This is a genomic window from Streptomyces sp. TRM70350 (assembly GCF_019219825.1).
Taxonomy (GTDB): domain Bacteria; phylum Actinomycetota; class Actinomycetes; order Streptomycetales; family Streptomycetaceae; genus Streptomyces.
The window spans coordinates 59,896-81,870 of record NZ_JAHUXH010000020.1; the positions used below are offsets into that span (position 1 = coordinate 59,896).

Here is a 21,975-nt window from a genome sequence, read left to right on the forward strand (position 1 = left end):
CCTGCGCAAACAGTCAGCGAACGGCAGGAGAGAGGGCCGCCCGGCAGACACGCCGGGCGCCCTCAATGCCTTCAGGGGCGCGAGGAACTGCGCGACCAGCCACACACAACCCGCAGCAGCCGTACGTCACAAGCCCCCACGGCGAACCCGCGCACTCTCACCACCGGCCCCGGCAGCCTCACTGCCCGGTCACCACCGACCCGGCAGCCTCACTGCCCCGTCACCACCGACCCGGCAGCCTCACTGCCCCGTCACCACCGCCGCCTGCGGCCGGATCGGCAGCCGGTTCACCGGTCGGCCCGTCGCCGCCCGCACCGCCGACGCGATCGCCGCCGGTGACGCCACGACCGGCACCGCGCTGACCGCCTTCGCGCCGAAGGGCGCGACCACGTCCCGCTCCTCGACCAGCTTCACGATCCGGATGTCGGGCGCGTCCAGCGCCGTCGGCAGGGCATATCCGGTGAGGTCGGGATGCCGTATCACGCCCCGCGGCGTGCGCAGGTTCTCGGTGAGGGCGATACCGACGCCCTGCGTGACGCCCGCCTCGATACGCGCCGTGAGCTGCGCCGGGTTCAGCACCCGGCCGACGTCCTGCGCGACCGCCAGCTCCACCACCCGTACCGAGCCGAGCTCGATGTCGACGTCCACCACCGCCCGGATCGCGCAGAAGGCCAGTCCGACGAAGGCGTCGCCCTGCCCGGCGCCGTCCAGCGGCTCGGTCGGGTGCGGGCGGCACTGGGCCGTCGCCCACAGTTCCTTGCCGTCCATCGCCTCGGTGACCGTCGTCGACAGGACGCCGTCGTACGACGTGATCTTGCCGTCGGTGATCTGCAGCAGCTCGGTGGACATGCCGAACTTGTGCGCCAGCGGCTGGAGCAGCTGGGTGCGGACCATTTTCGCCGCGCGCTCCACCGCACCGCCCGACACCCACGTGTGGCGGCCTCGGCAGCCCGCGCCCGCCGGGGGCTGGTCGGTGTCCACCGGCGCCACATGCACCTCGTCGATGCCGAGGGTCTCCTGGACGATCTGCCGGGCGAGCGTGGTGAAGCCCTGCCCGGTCTCGACGGCCGCGCACAGCACCGTCGCCACGCCGCCCTGGACCTTCACGGTCGCCGTGGAGACCTCGTCGGCGCCCTCCGCGCCGAGCATGTGCACCATGCCCAGCCCGTAGCCGACGCCGCGGCGTACCGCGCCGGGTTCGCCCGCGCCCTCGGGGCCGCCGGGCAGCAGCCACTGCTCCTCGGGCGTGTCCTTGGGGAGCTTGGGAAGCGGGAAGTCCCGTACGGCCTGAAGGAGTTCGGCGACCGGCGCCGGGCACGTCACCGTCTGGCCGGTGGGCAGGACATCGCCTGTCGCCATGACGTTGCGCAGGCGCAGTTCCGCCGGTTCGATGCCGAGCTTCTTGGCCAGCTTGTCCATCTGCGCCTCGTAGGCGGCGCAGACCTGCATCGCGCCCTCGCCGCGCACATGGCCGGAGGGCGGGTTGTTGGTGCGGACGGCCCAGCCCTCGATGAAGGCGTTCGGGACGACGTACGGGCCGCAGGCGAAGGCCACGGCCGCGGCCAGCGCCTCCGCCGAGGTGTCCGCGTACGCGCCCGCGTCCAGCAGGATCTGCGCCTCGACCTTCACCAACTTGCCCTCGCCGTCGGCGTGGTGGCGGTAGCGCAGCAGCGTGGGGTGGCGGTGTGTGTGGCCCAGGAAGGACTCCTCGCGCGTCGCCGTCAGCTTCACCGGGCAGCCGGTCTTCAGCGCCAGCAGGCCGAGCGGGAGCTGGAAACCCGGGTCCTCGCGGTCGGCGGTGGCGCCGGGCACGCCGGTGACGACGACCTTGACGCGCTCGGGCTCCAGGCCGTAGCAGGCGGCGGCCCGGTCGCGGTCGGTGTGCGGGTCGGTGGACGCCAGGTACAGCTCGATGCCGCCGTCGGGTCGCGGCACCGCGAGGCCCGCCTCCGCGCCGATGGGGGCGGGGTCCTGGCGGCCGATGCGGTACAGGCCCTCGACGACGACCTCGCCGGCCGCGTCCGGGTCGCCGTGCCGCAGCGGGATGTGCCGGATCAGATTGCCGTCGGGGTGCAGCGGCTCGGCCTCGAAGGCCTGCTCCGGGTCGGTCACCGGGTCGAGCACCTCGTACTCGACGATGACGGCCGCCGCCGCCATCCGCGCGGTGTCCGGGTGGTCGGCGGCGACGGCGGCGATGGGCTCACCGTGGTGGCGTACGACCTCGGAGGCGAACACCGGGCGGTCGGCCTTGCCCCGTCCGTGCAGGGGGGAGCCGGGCACGTCCTCGTGGGTGACGACGGCCCGTACGCCGGGCATGTCGCGCGCGTGGGAGGTGTCGATGGACACAATGCGCGCGTGCGGGTGCGGTGAGCGCAGTACGGCCGCCCAGAGCAGGCCCTCGGCCCACAGGTCGGCGGCGTACGGGAAGGTGCCCTCGGTCTTCGCGCGGGAGTCCGCGGCGGGCAGGGAGGCGCCGAGGCCGTGCGGCAGCGGCTCCGCGGCGGGCACGGCCTCCGCGGTGGTGGTCGCGGTGGCGGCTTCGTTGCTCACGCCTGGCCTCCGTCCTGTCCCTGTCCGTGTCCGTACGGCTGGTCATGTGGTCCGGGCGGTGTCCCGGGGGACTCGAACGCCGCCGGGTTGACGCCACCGGCCCCGGGGCCCGCCTGGTGCGGAATACGCGGCTGGTCGGCGTCCTGTTCAGGCGCCTCGGCCGCGGCGTGCGCCCCGCGCTCGGCGACGACGTCCTTGACGGCCTCCAGTACGGCCCGGTAGCCCGAGCAGCGGCACAGGTTGCCACACAGCGCCTGGCGGGTCTCCAGCTCGGTCGGCGCCGGGTTGCCCTCCAGCAGGTCGTGCACGGTCATCGCCATGCCCGGCACGCAGAAACCGCACTGCACGGCACCGCACTTGGCGAGCGCCCGCTGCACGTCCGACGGCCGCCCGTCGACGGCCAGGCCCTCCACGGTGCGCACCTCGCTGCCGGCCGCGGTGACCGCGGGCACCAGGCAGGAGGCGACGAGCCGCCCGTCGACCTGGACGTTGCAGGCCCCGCACTCGCCCTGCGAGCAGCCGTCCTTGGCGCCCGCGAGGCCGAGCCGCTCCCGCAGCACGTAGAGCAGCGACTCGCCGATCCACGCGTCGGTGACGGGGCGGTCGGTGCCGTTGACGCGCAGCACGTAGGAGGCGAGGGGGTGTTCCTCGTGCGGGGGCGTGACCGACGGCTCGGCCGGAGCGTCCGGCTCGCCGGGCTGCGCGTCGGCGGGCTCCGGCCGGGATTCCGCGTCCCCGGACGGTGCCGCCCCTTCGGCGGGGCGCTCGGCAGGGCCCTCCGAGGGGCTCACCGCGGCCTCTGCGGCCCCCGGTGCCCCCGGCCCGGCCTCCGGCGTCTCAGCGGGCCCCTCAGCGGCCTCTACGCCCTCGTGGGCCCCCGGGGCCTCCTGAGCACCCTCGGTTCCCTCACGGACCGCAGGGGCGCCTTCCGCCGGGTGTCCCACGGGGGCGTCGGGGTAGGACTGCGGCCCGTCGGCGTGCCCCCACGGCTGCCCGGCCGCCTCGGTGGCCCAGGGCGCGGGCGCGCCACCCGGAAGGGTGGCCGGCGGCGTGCCGCCCCACTGCTCCACCAGTGCCGACGTCGTGAACTCACCCGATTCGTCCGGAAGGTCACCGTTCGCTACGGGAATCGACCACTGTCCGGTGACATCGTGACCGGGCGCGGCCTGGGCGGCCTCCGGCTGGGTGGCCTCCTCGAAGTGCCATTGCCCGGTGCCCCCGGGGTTGTACGCGAACTGTTCCTGACCGCCGCCCTGGGGCATCGCGTTCGGGTCGGGCCACTGCGCGCCCTCGGAGGGCGCGCCCCAGGTGCCGGTGGCCGCCGGGTCGGTACCGGCGGCGGGCGTGACCGTTATCGGCGGCGGCACATAGCCGTGGCCGGGCGCGGCGAGCGGGCTGTCGGCGGAGGCCAGGAGCGCGTCGATGCCGCCCTCGGGGAGTTTCACGAAGGCGGTGGCGCCGTCGTCGTAGTCGCCCTGGGGCAGCGGGTCCCAGCGTCCGCCGCCCTGGGGCGTGCCCTCTCCGTGCTGGTCGTCGGTCACGACAGCGCCCTCCCCATTGCTCGTCGGGCCAGCGCGGCGACGGTGCGCCGCAGGTGCAGTACGGCGGGCGGAAGCTGTGGCACCGAACCGTCCTCGGCCGGGGGCGCGTCGGGGATGCAGGCCGCGGCGACGTACTCGCCGAAGGCGGTGAGCGCCTCGGGGACGATCGCGCGGTTGTTGTCCCAGTCGATGAGCTGCGCGACCCACTGCTCGGCCTCCAGGGGCCGCAGCGGCATCGGCGCTATGGCGCCCACGGCGCACCGCACCCCGCGCCGGGCGGGATCGAGGACCAGCGCCACGGAGGCGACCGCCCGCCCGGGTCCGGTGCGGCCGGTCGCCTTCAGGAAGACCTGCGGGGCGTGCAGCAGCGGCACGCGCACGTACCCGATGAGCTCACCGGCGCGCAGCATGTCCACGCCCGCCAGCAGATGCGACACCGGGATCTCCCGGCGGGCTCCGCGCGGGCCCGCGATGATCAGCGTCGCCTCCAGGGCGGCCAGTACGGGCAGCGCGTCGCCCGTGGGGGCCGCGGTGGCGATGTTGCCGCCCAGGGTGCCGGCGTTGCGGATGTGCGGCGGGCCCGCGGCCCGCGCGGCGGCGGCGAGCGCCGGGATCAGGGCGGCGAAGTCGGGGCGGCCCATGCGCGCGTGCGTGAGTCCCGCGCCGAGCAGGGCGTGGCCGTCCTGGTACTGCCAGCCGCGGATCTCGCTGATCCGGCCGAGGCCGACCAGCGCGGCGGGCCTGAGCTGTCCGGAGTTGACGGCGGTCATCAGGTCGGTGCCGCCCGCCACGGGCACGGCGGCGGGCATGGCGGTGAGTGCCGCCACGGCCTCGTCCAGCGTCGCGGGCAGGGTGACGGCCTGCGCCGCCTGCGGTGCGTGCGTGGTCAAACCGGCTGCCCCTTCCCGCTGCCCACCTGGTCCCGCCTGTGTGGCCGTACGGTACGTGCCGACAGGGCGGACGTGGCAACTCTGGCACATCTTCGCAGGACCCGAAGACGGGGGTCCGCTAGGAGGCATTCGCCCACCTCATCGGGGAGATGGCCCGATTTGTACGCACATCGCCGCGCATCCCTGGTCAGGCGGAATTGCCACTCTTCGGTGACCCTTGTCCGCTTTTTTTCCTGCCTGTTCGAGACCTGCGCGCTTTCGAGACCGCCCGCCCCGCGCGGGCCTACCGGTCCGGCGGCGGCCCGTCGATCGGGCGGCCGAGTACACCGGGGCGCTGCTGCCAGGGCCGCGGCCCCGTGGGCGGCCGGTACGCGACGCCCAGGGCGTCAAGTCGCCGGTAGTGGGAGGCCATCCGGTGTTCGAAACCGGCGAAGTCCCGTTCCGCCGGGGCGGGCAGGGCGCTCCAGGCGACCTCGGCGAAGGCCGCGAGCCTCGGAAAGGCCTGGTAGTCGACGCGCGCCTGGTCCTCCATCACCTCGGTCCACACATTGGCCTGGGTGCCCAGCACATGACCGGCCTGTTCCTCGGTGAGCCGCGGTGGAACGGGCTCGAAGCGGTAGACGTCCTCCAGGGTGCGCACATAGCCGATCGGTACGGGTTCGTCCGCGCCGTCGGCCTGACGGTGGTCCAGGTACACCTGCTGCTCGGGGCACATCACGACGTCATGACCGGCTCGGGCGGCGGCGATTCCGCCCGCGTATCCGCGCCACGAGGACACCGTCGCCCCGGGGGCGAGCCCGCCCTCCAGGATCTCGTCCCAGCCGACCAGCCGACGCCCGCGCGCGGAAAGCCACGTGTCGAAGTGGCCGATGAACCACGACTGCAACGCGTCCTCGTCGGCCAGCCCCAGTTCTCCGATCCGCGCCTGCGCGGTGGGCGACTGCCGCCACTGGTCCTTCGGGCATTCGTCGCCGCCGACGTGAACGAACTCCGAGGGAAACAGATCCAGGACTTCCTCCAACACGCCTTCGTAGAAGCGCAGGGTGTTGTCAGTGGGGGCGAGTACGTTCGGAGAGATCCCCCAGTTGTCCCAGACCGCAAGGGAGGTCGTGTCGATGACGTCGGTGTTGCCGAGTTCCGGATACGCGGCGATGGCGGCCTGCGAGTGTCCCGGTACGTCGATTTCCGGGACGACGGTGATATGCCGCTCGGCGGCATAGGCGACGATCTCCCGGATGTCGTCGTGGGTGTAGTGGCCACCGTGCGGCTTCTCCTCCCACAGCGGCGAGGCCCGGTGGCCGAATTTGGTGCGCGCCCGCCAGGAGCCGACCTCGGTCAGCCTCGGGTACCGCTTGATCTCCAGACGCCAGCCCTGGTCGTCCGTCAAGTGGAAGTGGAGGACGTTGAGTTTGTGCGCGGCCATCAGATCCAGGTAGCGCAGCACCCCGTCCTTGGGCATGAAGTGCCGGGCGACGTCCAGCATGAGGCCGCGCCAGGGGAAGCGGGGTGCGTCCTCGACCTGGATCAGCGGCAGCCGCCACGTCCGGTCGGGCAGCGGGGCGCGCCGGAAGGCGTCGGGGCCGAGCAGCTGACGCAGCGTCTGGGCGCCCCAGAAGAGCCCGGCGGGGCCGCCGCCGACCACGTGCACGCCGGTCGGCATGACGGCGAGGCGGTAGCCCTCCGCACCGAGGTCCTCGGTGACGGCGGGGTCCACCGAGAGGCGGATCACGTCGCCCCCCGGCCCGTGCGCCGGCGGGAGCGGCAGGCCGGTGGCGGCGCCCAGCGTGGCCCGCAGCCAGCGTTCCGTCCGCTCGGTGCCGTCGTGCGCCGCCAGCCGCGTCCGGGGGCCCAGTTCGAAAGATCCGGTCCCGGGGGCCGTCACACGAAGGGGCTGGGGAATCGCGTCCACCACATCAGTCCTTTACCGCTCCACCCGGCCCCGACACCCGTCGGCGCTGCACCAGCACGAAGAACACCAGCACCGGAATCGTCACTGATGATGAAGGACTTGGGGAACAGGAAGTCGGTTGACAAAGTACCGGCCGAATTCCTGCTGTCCGACATCCCGCCGCGCAATGACGCTTTCACTCTGCGCAACACCAAGCGGAGGTGATGAACTGCATGAACATGCCCACAACAGGTGTCCGCCACTTCATGACATGACGAAGAGGCCCCCGGGCCACGCCGAAGCGCGCCCCGGGGGTCTCCCGGACATCGCTGAAGGGAACGGTCAGGCGGTTACTTGTCGCCGCCCTTGCCCTTGTCGTCTCCGCCGGCGCCCATGGAGTCGTAGATCTCCTTGCACATGGGACACACGGGGTACTTCTTCGGATCGCGGCCCGGCACCCAGACCTTGCCGCACAGCGCCACGACGGGCGTCCCGTCGAGGGCGCTCGCCATGATCTTGTCCTTCTGGACGTAGTGGGCGAAGCGCTCGTGGTCACCGTCGCCGTGGGAAGTCTTCGGCGTGGGCTCTACGAGTGTCCCCGTACCAGTCCCGCGCTCGGGCTCGAGAGTGCTCATACGGCCAAGGGTACTGAAGCTCACACGCAACGGTTGAGAGAAGGGCGTCCGTCAGTTGAGCGAGGGGTCGTCGGGGTACGTCGCCACCATCGCCAGCTCGTTGCGCTGCCGGCGCAGCACCTCCCGCCACAGCCGCTCGGGGAACGGCGAGTAGACGTCGCCGGGCTCGGACTCCACGACGTACCAGGCGCCCTCCACCAGTTCGTCCTCCAGCTGGCCTGGGCCCCAGCCGGCGTACCCGGCGAAGATTCTCAGCGAGCCGAGGACGGAGGCCAGCAGCTCCGGCGGGGCCTCCAGGTCGACCAGGCCGATCGCGCCGTGCACCCGCCGCCAGCCGAGCGGGGCGACGTCGCCGGACGCGCCGCCGGGGATGACCGCCACGCCGAGAGCGGAGTCCAGCGAGACCGGTCCGCCCTGGAAGACGACGCCGGGTTCGCCGGCCAGGTCCGCCCAGCCCTCCAGGATGTCGCCGACGCCCACCGGCGTCGGACGGTTGAGGACGACACCCAGCGAGCCCTCCTCGTCGTGGTCGAGGAGGAGCACCACAGCACGGTCGAAGTTCGGGTCCGCCAGGGCGGGGGTGGCCACGAGCAGCCGCCCTGTGAGCGAGGACACCTCGGTCATGCCAGACATGATCCCGCATCTTCCCGTCGTGTGGGGAACCAATCCGGCGAGGGGAGTGAACGCAGCTCGGGGCGGGTGGAAGCGCCCCCGGCGCACGGGGCCCGTCCGGCAGCTCCAGTGACCCCATGTGCCCGACGGAGAACGGTTCGTGTTGTGACAGAGCTATGACAGGCCTGGGCGGTCCCTGGGCTTACTTCAGGGGGGCCGGCGGCCATTACTCTGTCTCTCCGGCCCTTGCCCAACTCATCGGAACGCGAGATACATGACCGTCAACGACGATGTCCTGCTTGTCCACGGCGGAACCCCGCTGGAGGGCGAGATCCGTGTCCGCGGTGCGAAGAACCTCGTGCCGAAGGCCATGGTCGCCGCTCTGCTGGGCAGCGCGCCAAGTCGACTGCGCAACGTGCCGGACATCCGTGACGTGCGCGTCGTGCGCGGTCTGCTGCAGCTGCACGGGGTCACGGTGCGTCCGGGTGAGGAGCCGGGCGAGTTGGTGATGGACCCGACGTACGTGGAGAGCGCGAACGTCGCTGACATCGATGCCCACGCGGGTTCGAGCCGTATCCCGATCCTCTTCTGCGGCCCCCTGCTCCACCGCCTCGGCCACGCCTTCATCCCCGGCCTCGGTGGCTGCGACATCGGCGGCCGGCCGATCGACTTCCACTTCGAGGTGCTGCGGCAGTTCGGCGCGAAGATCGAGAAGCGGGCGGACGGGCAGTACCTGGAGGCGCCGCGGCGGCTGCGCGGCACGAAGATCCGGCTGCCGTACCCGTCCGTCGGCGCGACCGAGCAGGTGCTGCTGACGGCCGTCCTCGCCGAAGGCGTCACCGAGCTCTCGAACGCGGCCGTGGAGCCGGAGATCGAGGACCTGATCTGCGTCCTGCAGAAGATGGGCGCCATCATCGCGATGGACACCGACCGCACGATCCGCATCACCGGCGTGGACAAGCTCGGCGGCTACACCCACCGCGCCGTCCCGGACCGGCTGGAGGCCGCCTCCTGGGCGTCCGCGGCGCTCGCGACCGAGGGCAACATCTACGTCCGTGGCGCCCAGCAGCGGTCCATGATGACGTTCCTCAACACCTACCGGAAGGTGGGCGGGGCCTTCGAGATCGACGACGAGGGCATCCGTTTCTGGCACGACGGCGGGCAGTTGAAGTCCATCGCCCTCGAAACGGACGTCCACCCGGGCTTCCAGACGGACTGGCAACAGCCGCTGGTCGTCGCGCTCACGCAGGCCACGGGCCTGTCCATCATCCACGAGACGGTCTACGAGTCCCGGCTCGGCTTCACCTCCGCGCTCAACCAGATGGGCGCCCACATCCAGCTCTACCGCGAGTGCCTCGGCGGCTCGAACTGCCGCTTCGGCCAGCGCAACTTCCTGCACTCGGCGGTCGTGAGCGGCCCCACCCGCCTCCAGGGCGCCGACCTGGTCATCCCCGACCTGCGCGGCGGCTTCTCGTACCTCATCGCCGCCCTGGCCGCCCAGGGCACGTCCCGGGTGCACGGCATCGACCTGATCAACCGGGGCTACGAGAACTTCATGGAGAAGCTGGTGGAGCTGGGCGCGAAGGTGGAGCTGCCGGGCAAGGCCCTCGGCTGACACACCGAACGCGAACGCCGATGGGGCGGCCACCCGAGTCCGGGTGGCCGCCCCATCGGCGTTCGCTGCGGCGCCCTCACGGGGCGCGCACGGCGCTCACAGCGGAGCGCTTACTTGCCCTTGGCCGCTTCCTTGAGCTTGGAGCCCGCGGAGACCTTCACGCTGTAACCGGCCGGGATCTGGATCGGCTCACCGGTCTGCGGGTTACGCGCGGTACGAGCGGCACGGTGGGTGCGCTCGAAGGTCAGGAAGCCGGGGATGGTGACCTTCTCGTCCCCCTTGGAGACGATCTCGCCGACGACGTCGGCGAACGCGGCCAGCACGGCGTCGGCGTCCTTGCGGGTCACCTCGGCGCGGTCGGCCAGCGCGGCCACCAGCTCACTGCGGTTCATGTTGTTACTCCCGTGTTCTTCTTGCCATTGAGGCGTGCCACGCGGCGGAGCCGCATATCGGGCACAGCGAAGCCGATGCTGCCAGGGTCCTCGGACAGTCCCCGGACCCGGGTCCGTCGTCGGATGCTCGCGCCCAGGGACGCATCCTGCCCCCACCTGCGGCGGGAATGCCAATCCGGCACCCGCAGGAGTCGTGAGAACACCCTTGGGAGTCACACGAAAAGCGCCACTGACTGGGCCTGTCCGGCGGCCCACCCTAGATGGCGGCCAAGGGTACGACGTTCCGCGACGCGCCGGTGATCAGCGCGGTCGTGGTGATCCTCACAGCCCGCCGCGATGATCCTCGGGATCAGAGGCTGGACGAGTTGTCCGGCGCCACCCCGGCCGCCTTCGCGGCCTCCCGTACCGCACCCGCGACCGCGCCCGCGACCTTGTCGTTGAACACGCTCGGGACGATGTAGTTCGGGTTGAGCTCGTCCTCGGTGACGACGTCCGCCAGCGCCTTCGCGGCCGCGAGCATCATCTCGGTGTTGACCGTACGGGACTGCGCGTCCAGCAGACCGCGGAAGACGCCCGGGAAGACCAGCACGTTGTTGATCTGGTTCGGGAAGTCGGAGCGGCCGGTGGCCACAACTGCCGCCGTCAGGCGGGCGATTGCCGGGTCGACCTCGGGGTCGGGATTCGCGAGCGCGAACACGATCGCGTCGTCGGCCATGGCCGCCACGTCGTCACCGTCGAGCACGTTCGGAGCGGAGACGCCGATGAAGACGTCCGCGCCGCGCACGGCCTCCTTGAGGGTGCCCGTGATCCCCTCGGGGTTGGTGTTGTCGGCGATCCAGCGCAGCGGCGAGTCCGGGGCGGCGGCGACCAGGTCCTTGCGGTCGGCGTGCACGACACCGTGGATGTCGGCGACGACGGCGTGCTTCACACCGGCGGCGATGAGCAGCTTCAGGATCGCCGTACCGGCCGCGCCCGCGCCCGACATGACGACGCGGATGTCGTCAATCGCCTTGTTGGCCACGCGAAGTGCGTTGGTCAGCGCGGCCAGCACCACGATCGCCGTGCCGTGCTGGTCGTCGTGGAAGACGGGGATGTCGAGGGCCTCGCGCAGCCGTGCCTCGATCTCGAAGCAGCGGGGGGCGGAGATGTCCTCCAGGTTGATACCGGCGAAGCCCGGGGCGATCGCCTTGACGATCTCGACGATCGCGTCGGTGTCCTGGGTGTCGAGGCAGATCGGCCAGGCGTCGATACCGGCGAACCGCTTGAAGAGGGCCGCCTTGCCCTCCATCACGGGCAGCGCGGCCTTCGGGCCGATGTTGCCGAGGCCCAGCACGGCGGAGCCGTCCGTCACGACCGCAACGGAGTTGCGCTTGATGGTGAGGCGGCGGGCGTCCTCGGGGTTCTCGGCGATGGCCATGCAGACCCGGGCCACGCCCGGCGTGTAGACCATGGAGAGGTCGTCACGGTTGCGGATGGGGTGCTTCGACGCCATCTCGATCTTGCCGCCGAGGTGCATCAGGAACGTACGGTCCGAGACCTTGCCCAGCGTGACGCCCTCGATGCCGCGCAGCTGCTGGACGATCTGGTCGGCGTGCGCGGTGGAGCTGGCCGCGATGGTGACGTCGATCCGGAGTTTCTCGTGTCCGGACGCGGTGACGTCGAGGCCGGTCACCGAGCCTCCGGAGGATTCCACCGCGGTGGTGAGCTGCGAGACGGCGGTTCCGCTCGCGGGCACCTCCAACCGGATGGTCATCGAGTAGGAGACGCTGGGCGCCGTTGCCATGGCCGACTTCCTCTGCTTTCACGCTGTCGCCGATTTATGCCGTCCGATCGTCGCACCTACCGCTGAGTACGCGGTAGCCGACCTGGATTGCGCTCATTTAGTTCACAGGCGCACGGCCGCGGTTCGCGATAGGTGGGGCGGTTTCGGAAAACATCTTCCACCATACGAGAGACGATCAGGCATGAAAAGAGGCCCACGTCACATCGGACGTGGGCCTCTCTCGTTCAGTGACACCGACCCGCCATGCTCGCCTCGCGGCAAGTGGTCGCTCGAAGCGACGAAGGTTGGGCCCGGGGGCTTGGATCGGGCCGGTGCCACACCCAGGCTAACAAACCGATCCCGTAAGGCCATTCCCGTACCGGAGGTCAGTCCCGCAGGAGATCCGGCACCCCGGCCGCGTCCGGCACGTCCCGCTCCCCGGAGACCACCGTCAGCTGCTGGGTGGCCCGGGTCAGCGCGACGTACAGCACACGCAGTCCGGCGGGCGACTCGTCGGCGATCTCCGCGGGCGAGACGACGACCGTCGCGTCGTACTCCAGGCCCTTGGCCTCCAGGCTGCCGAGCGCCACCACCCGGTCGCCGAGCCCGGCCAGCCAGCGGCGGGCCTCCTCGCGCCGGTTCATGGCCACGACGACGCCGACCGTGCCGTCGACACGGTCCAGCAGCCGGGCCGCCTCCTCGCGCACGGTCTGTCCCAGGGACTCCCGTACGACGGTGAAGCGGGGCTTGACCCCGGTGGAGCGTACCGCCGTCGGGGACTCGGAGCCGGGCATCGCCAGGGTCAGCACCTTGGACGCCAGCTCGGCGATCTCGGCCGGGTTGCGGTAGTTCACGGTGAGGCGGAAGCGGCGCCGCGGACGCGTGCCCAGGGCCTCGTCGCGGGCCTCGGCCGCCTCGTCCGGGTCGGACCAGGACGACTGGGCCGGGTCGCCGACGATCGTCCAGGTGGCGTGCCGGCCGCGGCGGCCGATCATGCGCCACTGCATCGGCGTGACGTCCTGGGCCTCGTCGACGATGACGTGCGCGTACTCGACGCGCTCCTGCGCCAGCCGCTCGGCCCGCTCCCGCTGCGACTCCTCGCGCACCGGCATCAGCTCCTCCAGGCCGGTGAGCTGGTCGAGCGGGTCGAGCTCGCGCTTCTTCTTCGGGCGGGCCGGGGCGCCGAGGATCGCCTGGAGCTCGTCGAGCAGGGCGATGTCGTGCACGGAGCAACCGTCCCGCTTCAGCGAGCGGGCGACCTTGCGCACCTCGCCCGGGTTCAGGATCCGCCGGGCCCAGCGGCCGAGCCGCCGCTCGTCGGCCATGGCCGTGAGGACCGCCCGCGGGGTCAGCTCCGGCCACCAGGCGTCGAGGAACGCGATGAAGTCGTCCTCGGAGGTGATGTCCTCGTCGAACGACGACCGCAGCTCGGCGGCCAGCTCCGGGTCCGCGTGCCGGCCGGCCGCGCCGGACCGCTCCCACAGGGCGTCCAGCAGCAGCTTGCGGGCACGTGGGCGCAGCAGGTTGACCGGGGCCGTGCCGCCCAGCACGGTGCGCCGGATCCGCTCCAGCTCCTCGCCTTGAAGTTCGAGACGCCGGCCGAAGGCCACGACCCGCAGACGCTGTGGTGAATCGTTCAGCTCCAGCGCTCCGCGGGCGGCCTTCCGCAGCACCTTGAGCATGCGGTACGAGCCCTTGGCGCGGGCCACGGACGGCGAGTCGTACAGCGTGGCCTCGGCGCCGACGGCGTCCACGGCGAGTGAGCCGATCGCCCGGATGGCGACCTGGCCCTCCTCCCCCAGCGAGGGCAGCACGCCCTCGGTGTACGCCACCAGCAGGGGGGTCGGCGAGACGATCAGGATGCCGCCCGCGTACCGGCGCCGGTCCTGGTAGAGCAGGTACGCCGCCCGGTGCAGGGCGACGGCGGTCTTGCCGGTGCCGGGGCCGCCCTCGACGTACGTCACGGAGGCGGCGGGGGCGCGGATGACCAGGTCCTGCTCGGCCTGGATGGAGGCGACGATGTCCCGCATGGTGTGGGTGCGGGCCTGCCCGAGGGCGGCCATCAGGGCACCGTCGCCGATCACGGGCAGCTCGTGGCCGTCGAGGAACGCCTTCAGCTCGGGACGCATCAGGTCGTCCTCGACGCCGAGGACGCGACGGCCCTTGGAGCGGATGACCCGGCGGCGCACGACGCGGCCCGGGTCGACCGGCGTGGAGCGGTAGAAGGGGGCGGCCGCGGGCGCCCGCCAGTCGATGACCAGCGGCGCGTAGTCCTCGTCCAGTACGCCGATGCGGCCGATGTGCAGGGTCTCGGCGATGTCGGCCGTGTTGTCCGGCCGCACGGCACCTTCCGCGGGCTCCACGGCGGTGTAGGCGCCGTCCGGGCCCTTCTTGCCGTCCTTGCCGCGCAGCAGGTCGATGCGGCCGAAGAGGAAGTCCTCGAACTCGTTGTTCAGCCGGTTCAGGTGCACACCCGCCCGGAACACCTGCGCGTCGCGCTCGGCGAGCGCGCCGGGGGTGCCGACCTGGCCGCGCTGGGCCGCGTCGCGCATGAGGAACTCCGCCTCGTGGATCTTCTCCTCCAGGCGGCGGTACACCCGGTCCAGGTGCTCCTGCTCCACGCCGATCTCTCGGTCGCGTACGGAGTCCCGGGCGGGGTCGAGCGCGGTTTCCTGTTGAGCCTGTGCGGCCACCGGGCCCCCTTCTGACGTGCTGGGCAGCCGTCCACCGTACGCGAAGGGGACCCCTGAAGGCTACGCATGAGCCTCGGGTCCGTTCCTCAGGGACCCGAGGCCCGTGTCGTCACCGCTCGCTCAGGCGTCGATCTCCACCAGCAGCTCCCCGTCGAAGGTCATGACCTCGAAGTGGTCGATCTCGTTCGGGGAGAAGGCGGCGCCGCCCTGGATGTAGAGCGGGTTCTTGCCCTGCTCCGTGGTGGCGTTCGGCACGCCGTAGCCCCAGTTCGGCACGGACCAGTTGCTGAGCGTCTCCCGCTCGCCGTTCTTGCCCACGGCGATCAGCGAGCACTTCTCGGGGCCCTTGACGTTCTTCAGCTCCAGGACCGCGTCGGTGCCCCAGGCCTTCTCCTGCATGGCCACGGTGGCGCTGACCTCGGTCTCGGGGTCGGTCGCCGTGACCCGGTCCGGCATGTTCTGGAACGCCTCCTGGGCCGGGCTGGACGCCTGCAGCGGCCGGTTGCCGCCGGAGTCCTCGCCGCCGGTCGCCGCGACGGAGACCAGCGGGCCGCCGACGATCAGCGCGGCCGCGGCGGCGACCATGTACATGCTGCGGCGGCGCTTCTGGGCGCGGCGTTCGGCGACCTCGTCGACCAGCTTCTCGGCCAGCCGCGGGCTCGGCTTGGCGGACAGCGACTCGCCGATCGCGGGTGTGCCGGTGCCGGGCAGGTCGGCGAGCGCGGCCAGCATCGGTTCCATCCCGGCGAGCTCGTCGAGCTGCTGGGCGCACCACTCGCAGGTCGCGAGATGGGCCTCGAAAGCGGTTGCTTCGGCGTCGTCGAGGATGCCGAGGGCGTAGGCGCCGACGGTCTCGTGTTCGTTCGGGCCCGTTGATCCCTGCATGGGGCCAGACATACCCGGACCCCCCGCTCCGTATCCCCCGTATGTGTTCATCACGCCGTCACCCCCCGCTCCTCCAGTGCCAGCTTCATCGAACGCAGGGCGTAGAACACCCGGGAACGCACGGTGCCACTCGGTATGCCCAGGGTCTCTGCCGCCTCGTTGACGGTACGCCCCTTGAAGTACGTCTCGACGAGCACCTCCCGGTGGGCCGGGGTCAGGTCGTCGAGCGCGTCCGACAGCGTCATCAGCCACAGCGCCTTGTCGATCTCGTCCTCCGCGGGGATGACCTCCAGCGGCGACGGGTCGACCTCCTGCGGCCGGGCCTGCCGGCTGCGGTGGCCGTCGATGACGATGCGCCGGGCGACCGTCACCAGCCAGGGGCGTACCGATCCGGTCGCTCGGTTGAGCTGACCGGCGTTCTTCCAGGCACGGATGAGCGTCTCCTGCACGACGTCCTCGGCACGCTGCCGGTCTCCGGCGACCAGGCGCAGGACATACGCGAGCAGAGGCCCGGCATGCTCCCGGTACAGCGCACGCATCAGCTCCTCGTCAGGTTCCGAGGGCTGTGAGGACATGCGATGTCGGGCCCTCGTTCCACGTTCATTGGCCACGGCCGCATCCTTGCGCACGCCCACCTCCGGTGTCCGGGGGTTCCCCCAGTCGGTCGCTCGACACGGGGTACGGACAGGGGGCGTTGAGTGTTCAAAGTGAGGTGGCGGTTTTCTTCGAGGTGACGTGACGAGAGGGACATGGATGCACAATCCCCCCGCGTCACCTTTACATTTCCGCCACACTGGCAAGATCGCTCGACCGAAACGGGGCCCCAAGTCTGAAACGACGTGTTGTCGAAATCACTTCGACGACGCGGAACGACGGTTTCGCACAAGGTACATAACGGGCTGTCAGGCGCGGGAGACTGCGGCACGCCGTCGATGCCGGGCCACCCGCTCCCGGTTCCCGCAGACCTCACTGGAACACCAGCGCCTGCGCCGTCCCCGGGAGGTGTCGAGGTACACGATGGGGCAGTTGTCCCCCGCGCACTGCCGCAGGCTCGCCCGCGCGACGGGATCGGTGAGCAACTCCACCGCGTCCCGGGCGATCGCGCCGAGCAGCGCGGCGCACTCCGGCGGCCCGTCCAACTCCCGTACCAGGGTCCCGTCCTGACCGCGCCGGGCGCGTGGCGCCGGGGGCGCGGCGCGGGCGAGTTCGTTGACGCGGGCGAGCGCGCGGTCGTACGACGGTGTGGTGGGCGTCAGTCGGCCGTACACCACCTGGCCGACGCACCCCCGTACTTCACGTACCGCCACCAGCCAGGAGCCGTCGGCGTGCGCGAGCGGGGTGCCCGGCGGGACGAGTCCCGAGCCGGTGATCCAGGCCCGCAACACCTCGACGGTGCCGAGCCGTTCGGTGGGGTGGGTGGTCGCGAGCAGGTCCAGACAGACCCGCCCGGCGTCGAACCGCAGCTCGTAGGGGGCAGGAGCCGTACCCAATGCCATTCCGCGCCACCGCCTCGGGGTCACCGGAGAGGGGTTTCGAGGCCTTGAGGCCCGTTCCCTCTCACAGTGCCCGCCCGACCCGACGACCGGAAGGCCGCGTACCGCGCGGGCGGCAGGGGTGCCCGTGCCGTATGGGTGCTGCTTCCGACCGACGGCCCTCCACCCTGCCGCGGTCGCACCGGCAACGGGCGCGCGGCTGCGTGAGGTGCGCCGGCGTTCGGCGTGCCCGGCGGCCGCACCCGAGCCACGCCGGAACCAGCGGGCGTGCCCAGCGGCGTGGCCGGAGCCGCGCCAACCGGCGGTCATCGCCTCCCCGGTCGGTGGCCGCCGGATCCAGAGCCGGGCGACAGCCACGTTTGACGACCGTCTGGATCAGCTTCGGCGCCCCAAGGCCGCGCGCAGGCGCCCCCCAGACGCAGCACCCCCGCTCGACAACCCCACCGACCGTCCACGTACCTCGCGCCGACCGGACAGGCGTGCCCCCGCTGCCGGTGCTCAGGCGTCCGCGTACTTCGCGTCCGCTGCTGGGTCGAGTGCCAGACGGTAGCCGCGTTTGACGACCGTCTGGATCAGCTTCGGGGCGCCCAGGGCCGTCCGGAGACGGGCCATCGCTGTTTCCACCGCGTGTTCGTCGCGGCCTGCGCCGGGCAGCGCTCGCAGCAGCTCGGCGCGCGCGACCACCCAGCCGGGGCGGCGGGCGAGGGCGCGCAGGAGGGACATGCCCGCGGGCGGTACGGGTTTGAGTTCGCCGTCCACCAGGACCGCGTGGCCGCGGATCTCCACCCGGTGCCCGGCGATGGGCAACGCGCGTGCCCGGGCGGGCAGTTCCTGGCACAGGAGCTGGACGAGAGGGCCGAGCCGGAAGCGTTCGGGCTGGACGGTGTCGATGCCGCGGGCCTGCAACGGCAGCGCGGTGACCGGGCCGACGCAGGCCGGCAGCACGTCGTGGTTGAGGGCGGCGAGCAGTTCCGCCAGCAGCCCCCGCTCCTCGGCCCGGGACAGCAGCGACGCGGCGGCGGGCGCGCTGGTGAAGGTGAGCGCGTCGACGCCGCGCGAGACGGTGGCGTCCAGCAGCCGGTCGACGGGCGAGAGATCCTCCGGCGGCATCCACCGGTAGACGGGCACGCCGACGACCTCGGCGCCGCCCGCCCTGAGCGACTCCACGAACCCGGGCAACGGCTCACCGTGCAGCTGTACGGCGATCCGCCGCCCGTCGACGCCCTCCTCCAGCAGCCGGTCGAGCACCTCGGCCATCGACTCGGAGGACGGCGACCACTCCTCCGTGAGCCCCGCGGCCCGGACCGCGCCCTTCACCTTCGGCCCACGGGCGAGCAGCTCCACACCCCGCAGCCGGTCGAGCAGCGCCTCGCCGAGCCCCCACCCGTCGGCGGCCTCGATCCATCCCCGGAAACCGATCGCGGTCGTCGCCACGACCACGTCCGGCACCCGGTCGAGCAGTTCCTTCGTGGCGGCCAGCAGCTCGCTGTCATCGGCGAGCGGCACGATCCGCAGGGCGGGCGCGTGCAGCACGGCAGCACCGCGCCGCCCGAGCAGCGCCCCGAGCTCATCGGCCCGGCGCGCCGCCGTCACGCCCACGGTGAACCCGGCGAGGGGCCCGTGCTCCGCCCCTTGCTCTGCTTGTTCCGGTCGCTGCTGTCGCTCGTCCATCACTAACTCTCGTCCCGCACTCGAGTCGTTGCACCTACATGCCGACCGAGCCTGTCAACGGCTCGTGACAGGCTCGGTTCGGCTTGATGTCGACGGTGTTACGTCACACCTCGGCGTAGCTGAGCTGCGGCTTCTTCTCGGTGGTGGCCTCAGTGGCCGGAACCTGGCCGACCGGGCGGCGAAGGTATACGGCCCAGGTGACCGCGAAGCAGAGGCCGTAGAAGGCGAGGAAGGCGACGAACGCGCCGGTGCCGGAGCCCACGCTCAGGAACGACTGCCGGAAGGCCAGGTTGATCCCGAGCCCGCCGAGCGCGCCCACCGCGCCGATCAGCCCCATGGACGCCCCGGACAGCCGCCGTCCGTAGGCCGCGGCCGCCTCCCCTTCGAGCCCCATGGCCAGGGCCTTGTTCTGGAAGATGCCGGGGATCATCTTGTACGTCGACCCGTTGCCGACGCCGCTCAGCACGAACAGCGCGATGAAGGCGACCGTGAACAGCGGCAGCGACTCCTGCATGCTCGCCAGGATGATCACGCCGGTGGCGGCGGCCATGGCGACGTAGTTCCACAGCGTGATCTTCGCGCCGCCGTACTTGTCGGCGAGCGCGCCGCCCACCGGCCGGATCAGCGAGCCCAGCAGCGGGCCGATGAAGGTGACGTACGCGGCCTGCAGCGGCGTACGCCCGAACTGGGTCTGGAGCACCAGCCCGAAGGCGAAGCTGTAGCCGATGAACGAGCCGAAGGTGCCGATGTAGAGGAAGGACATGATCCAGGTGTGACCGGCCCGCACGGCCTCCTTGGCGGCGCCGGAGTCGTTCCTGAGCGACGCGATGTTGTCCATGTACATCGCGGCCAGCACGGCGGCCACGACGATCAGCGGGATGTAGATCCCGAGGAGCACCCGCGGCCCGCCACTCGCCCCGATCACGGCCAGCCCGACGAGCTGCATCACCGGCACGCCGATGTTGCCGCCGCCGGCGTTCAGGCCGAGGGCCCAGCCCTTCTTCCGCAGCGGGAAGAAGGCGTTGATGTTGGTCATGGAGGAGGCGAAGTTGCCGCCGCCGACCCCGGTGAGCATCGCGCAGATCAGGAAGGTGGTGAACGAGGTCCCCGGCTCCATGACGACGAACGCGGCGATGGTGGGGACGAGGAGCAGGCTCGCCGAGATGATCGTCCAGTTCCGCCCGCCGAAGATCGCGACGGCGAAGGTGTAGGGGACGCGGACGATCGCGCCGACCAGCGTGGCCATCGACACCAGGACGAACTTGTCGGCCGGGGTCAGGCCGTACTCCGGGCCCATGAACAGCACCATCACCGACCACACGGTCCAGATGGAGAAACCGATGTGCTCGGAGAGGACGGAGAAGATCAGGTTGCGGCGGGCGACCTTCTCCCCGGTCTCCTTCCAGAAGGTCTCGTCCTCGGGATCCCAGTGCTCGATCCAGCGGCCTCCCCTGCTGCTGGATGCGGGGGCTGTACTCGGGGCTGTCATGACGCCTCCACGGTGCTCCGGGCTCGGTGGTGCTGCTCATCAGTGGCTGAGTCCCGAAGGTAGGGAGGGCGCGTTTCCGGTCTGTGGCGGTGGGTGACCGGAAAGGAACTTTGCTCTCACCCCGGGTGGGGGTGGGCTGAGAGGTCGCCGGTCGGTCAGCTCTGCGCGGACCGACCGTACGGCCCGCTCGTGAACGGGTTCCCCGGCGTCCGCGCACCCGGCGGCAGATACCGCAGCCGCCCGTTCTCGTCCGTCACCGGCGTGAACCCGGCGGCTTTCAGGCGGGCGGCGTACGTGGCGTTGCGCCGGCGTCCCAGGGTGAAGGCGACGGCGAGCAGACTCAGGCACGAGCCCCACAGCATCCCGGCGACCAGGAAGGCGCTCTCGCCGCCGGTGTTCAGCCCGACCACCAGGCTGCCGACGCCGACGGCGAGCACCGCGTACACCAGCCGCTGCTTCTCGGAGTGCCGGCCGGTGAGGTCGAACTTGATCCGGGCCCTGAGCAGCTCGAGGGCGTCGGGGACGACCGGCGGCAGGGAGACGCCGTCACCGGCGTTCGGGTACTGCGCCCAGGTCTGCGCTGCCCGCGCGCGTGCCACGGGGCCGGGGTCGGGCACGAGCAGCATCACCACGGTGTTCCGCGCCCCGCCCAGCCGCACATCGGCGTACTCGTACCCCAACTGCTGGGCGAAGAAGGCGAGCCGCGCGAGCTTCTTCGCGGACGCCATGGGACAGGTGAGCTCGACGGGCCCTCCGCTCGCCATCAGCAGCAGCATGTTCTGCACCTGGCGCTTGTTCATCGGAGCCCCCGATCACTCTGTTCACCTGGGCAACGCGCGGGCAGTCTGTCACGGACCGGTCAGCCCCCGAAGCCGCCGGTGCCTCAGTCGCCGCGCGCGGCCCTGTCCGCCTCCGGCATCCATCCCCCGTCCGGCACCCGCAGCCACCCCTCCTCCCGCCCGACCTCGCAGGCCGCCCGCCGCAGCACATCCAGCGCCGGATGCGCCGCCCCCTTCCGCCACACCAGCGACACGGGCGACAACGGAACGGGGTCCACCAGCCGCCGCCGTACCGCCCCGGGCATGGCCGGGAAGTCCACCACGGCGAGGACCGGACACCGTGTCCTGGCCATCACGCGCTGGAACTCCTCGTCCCCCACCGCAAGCGGCGAGGGCGCCGCGATCTCGATCCCGCGCCCCTCGAACAGCCGCCCGGCGAGATCGGTCCACTCCGGCGTCCGCGGATTCCCGGCCCCGGCGTACACGGTCTGCCCCGCCAGCGCGGCCAGCGGCACCTCCGCCAGCGCCGCCAGCGGATGGTCCTCCGGCAGCACGATCGCCATCGGCTCGTAGCGGACGATCCGGTGCGCCAACTGCCGCCGCAGCGCCGGATCCAGCCCCGCGAACCGTCCGAACGACGCGTCGATCCGCCCCGCCAGCAGCTCCGCCGCCGCGCCCGTGAGCCCGCTCTCGTAGCGGGCCATCAGCTCGTACTCGGGGGCGAGTTCGCGGGCTCGGTGCAGCACCCGGCGCGGAGTGCCGAGGCCGGGTGAGTTCAGGTCGACGAGCAGGGGCCTGACCTGGCCGAAGGCCGCGAGCAGTTCCTCCTGCGCCGCGAGCACCCGACGGGCGTACGGCACCAGCCGCTCCCCGTCCGCCGTCAGCGTCACCTGCCGGGTCGTCCGGACGAACAGTTCGGCGCCCAGCTCCCGCTCCAGCCGCCGTACGTCCCTGCTCAGCGCCTGCTGGGCGACGTACAGCCGGGCCGCGGCGCGGGTGAAGTGCAGCTCCTCGGCGACGGTGACGAAGGCGCGCAGGAGACGGGGGTCGAGGTGGGCGGGAGCGGGCATGGCGGGAACG

17 protein-coding genes and 1 pseudogene are annotated in these 21,975 nt (G+C 71.8%); 1 reads left to right on the plus strand and 17 read right to left on the minus strand.

The genetic code is table 11. From position 1 onward, the window contains the following. Positions 1-240: 240 nt before the first annotated feature. From KWI83_RS25955 to KWI83_RS25985, 7 genes and pseudogenes are all read right to left on the minus strand, one after another. On the minus strand, positions 241-2,550 hold the full coding sequence (locus KWI83_RS25955) for a molybdopterin cofactor-binding domain-containing protein (RefSeq protein WP_218516797.1): 2,310 nt from the start codon (positions 2,548-2,550) through the stop codon (positions 241-243). Next, positions 2,547-4,091 (minus strand): 2Fe-2S iron-sulfur cluster-binding protein, encoded by a 1,545-nt coding sequence (locus tag KWI83_RS25960; RefSeq protein ID WP_218516798.1) that lies wholly within the window; start codon positions 4,089-4,091, stop codon positions 2,547-2,549. The genes KWI83_RS25955 and KWI83_RS25960 overlap by 4 nt, the downstream gene beginning before the upstream one ends. Then, positions 4,088-4,981 (minus strand): xanthine dehydrogenase family protein subunit M, encoded by an 894-nt coding sequence (locus tag KWI83_RS25965; protein WP_218516799.1) that lies wholly within the window; start codon positions 4,979-4,981, stop codon positions 4,088-4,090. The genes KWI83_RS25960 and KWI83_RS25965 overlap by 4 nt, the downstream gene beginning before the upstream one ends. Positions 4,982-5,264: 283 nt before the next feature. After that, entirely contained in the window at positions 5,265-6,893 is a 1,629-nt protein-coding gene (locus KWI83_RS25970) for a beta-N-acetylhexosaminidase (RefSeq protein ID WP_308122185.1), read from the minus strand. A gap of 1 nt (position 6,894) precedes the next feature. Next, a pseudogene (locus KWI83_RS25975) lies at positions 6,895-6,984 on the minus strand (carbohydrate ABC transporter permease); the annotation flags it as partial. A gap of 235 nt (positions 6,985-7,219) precedes the next feature. Beyond that, positions 7,220-7,504, minus strand: coding sequence for a DUF3039 domain-containing protein (locus tag KWI83_RS25980; RefSeq protein WP_141314061.1), 285 nt, complete (start codon positions 7,502-7,504; stop codon positions 7,220-7,222). 51 nt (positions 7,505-7,555) lie between these two features. Further along, complete coding sequence (locus tag KWI83_RS25985) at positions 7,556-8,128, minus strand: YqgE/AlgH family protein (protein WP_218516801.1); 573 nt, start codon at positions 8,126-8,128, stop codon at positions 7,556-7,558. Between the two features lie 262 nt (positions 8,129-8,390). On the opposite strand from KWI83_RS25985, the gene murA reads away from it, so the two are divergent. Then, the gene (murA, locus tag KWI83_RS25990; RefSeq protein ID WP_218516802.1) at positions 8,391-9,731 is read left to right on the plus strand and encodes a UDP-N-acetylglucosamine 1-carboxyvinyltransferase; all 1,341 of its coding nucleotides are present in this window, start codon (positions 8,391-8,393) and stop codon (positions 9,729-9,731) included. Between the two features lie 110 nt (positions 9,732-9,841). Here the strand turns inward: murA and KWI83_RS25995 are convergent, their stop codons facing one another. From KWI83_RS25995 to KWI83_RS26040, 10 genes are all read right to left on the minus strand, one after another. Next, positions 9,842-10,123 (minus strand): HU family DNA-binding protein, encoded by a 282-nt coding sequence (locus KWI83_RS25995; protein ID WP_218516803.1) that lies wholly within the window; start codon positions 10,121-10,123, stop codon positions 9,842-9,844. Positions 10,124-10,472: 349 nt separating this feature from the next. Beyond that, complete coding sequence (locus KWI83_RS26000) at positions 10,473-11,906, minus strand: NAD-dependent malic enzyme (RefSeq protein ID WP_218516804.1); 1,434 nt, start codon at positions 11,904-11,906, stop codon at positions 10,473-10,475. Between the two features lie 365 nt (positions 11,907-12,271). Beyond that, positions 12,272-14,578 carry a UvrD-helicase domain-containing protein gene (locus KWI83_RS26005; RefSeq protein ID WP_218516805.1) on the minus strand — a complete coding sequence of 769 codons (2,307 nt, stop codon included), beginning with the start codon at positions 14,576-14,578 and terminating at the stop codon, positions 12,272-12,274. A gap of 120 nt (positions 14,579-14,698) precedes the next feature. Then, complete coding sequence (locus tag KWI83_RS26010; RefSeq protein WP_218516806.1) at positions 14,699-15,463, minus strand: anti-sigma factor; 765 nt, start codon at positions 15,461-15,463, stop codon at positions 14,699-14,701. A gap of 50 nt (positions 15,464-15,513) precedes the next feature. Beyond that, the gene (locus tag KWI83_RS26015; RefSeq protein WP_079071569.1) at positions 15,514-16,098 is read right to left on the minus strand and encodes a sigma-70 family RNA polymerase sigma factor; all 585 of its coding nucleotides are present in this window, start codon (positions 16,096-16,098) and stop codon (positions 15,514-15,516) included. A gap of 267 nt (positions 16,099-16,365) precedes the next feature. Further along, positions 16,366-16,959 carry an ABATE domain-containing protein gene (locus KWI83_RS26020; protein WP_218516807.1) on the minus strand — a complete coding sequence of 198 codons (594 nt, stop codon included), beginning with the start codon at positions 16,957-16,959 and terminating at the stop codon, positions 16,366-16,368. Positions 16,960-17,454: 495 nt separating this feature from the next. Then, positions 17,455-18,627 carry a uroporphyrinogen-III synthase gene (locus KWI83_RS26025; protein ID WP_218516808.1) on the minus strand — a complete coding sequence of 391 codons (1,173 nt, stop codon included), beginning with the start codon at positions 18,625-18,627 and terminating at the stop codon, positions 17,455-17,457. Positions 18,628-18,730: 103 nt separating this feature from the next. Beyond that, entirely contained in the window at positions 18,731-20,116 is a 1,386-nt protein-coding gene (locus KWI83_RS26030; protein WP_218516809.1) for a NarK/NasA family nitrate transporter, read from the minus strand. A 155-nt stretch (positions 20,117-20,271) separates the two neighbouring features. Then, positions 20,272-20,916: a hypothetical protein gene (locus KWI83_RS26035; RefSeq protein WP_218516810.1), complete on the minus strand. Its 645-nt coding sequence runs from the start codon at positions 20,914-20,916 to the stop codon at positions 20,272-20,274. Positions 20,917-20,999: 83 nt separating this feature from the next. Further along, a complete protein-coding gene (locus KWI83_RS26040; protein WP_218516811.1) occupies positions 21,000-21,965 on the minus strand; it encodes a LysR family transcriptional regulator in 966 nt (321 codons plus the stop codon). Positions 21,966-21,975: the final 10 nt, after the last annotated feature.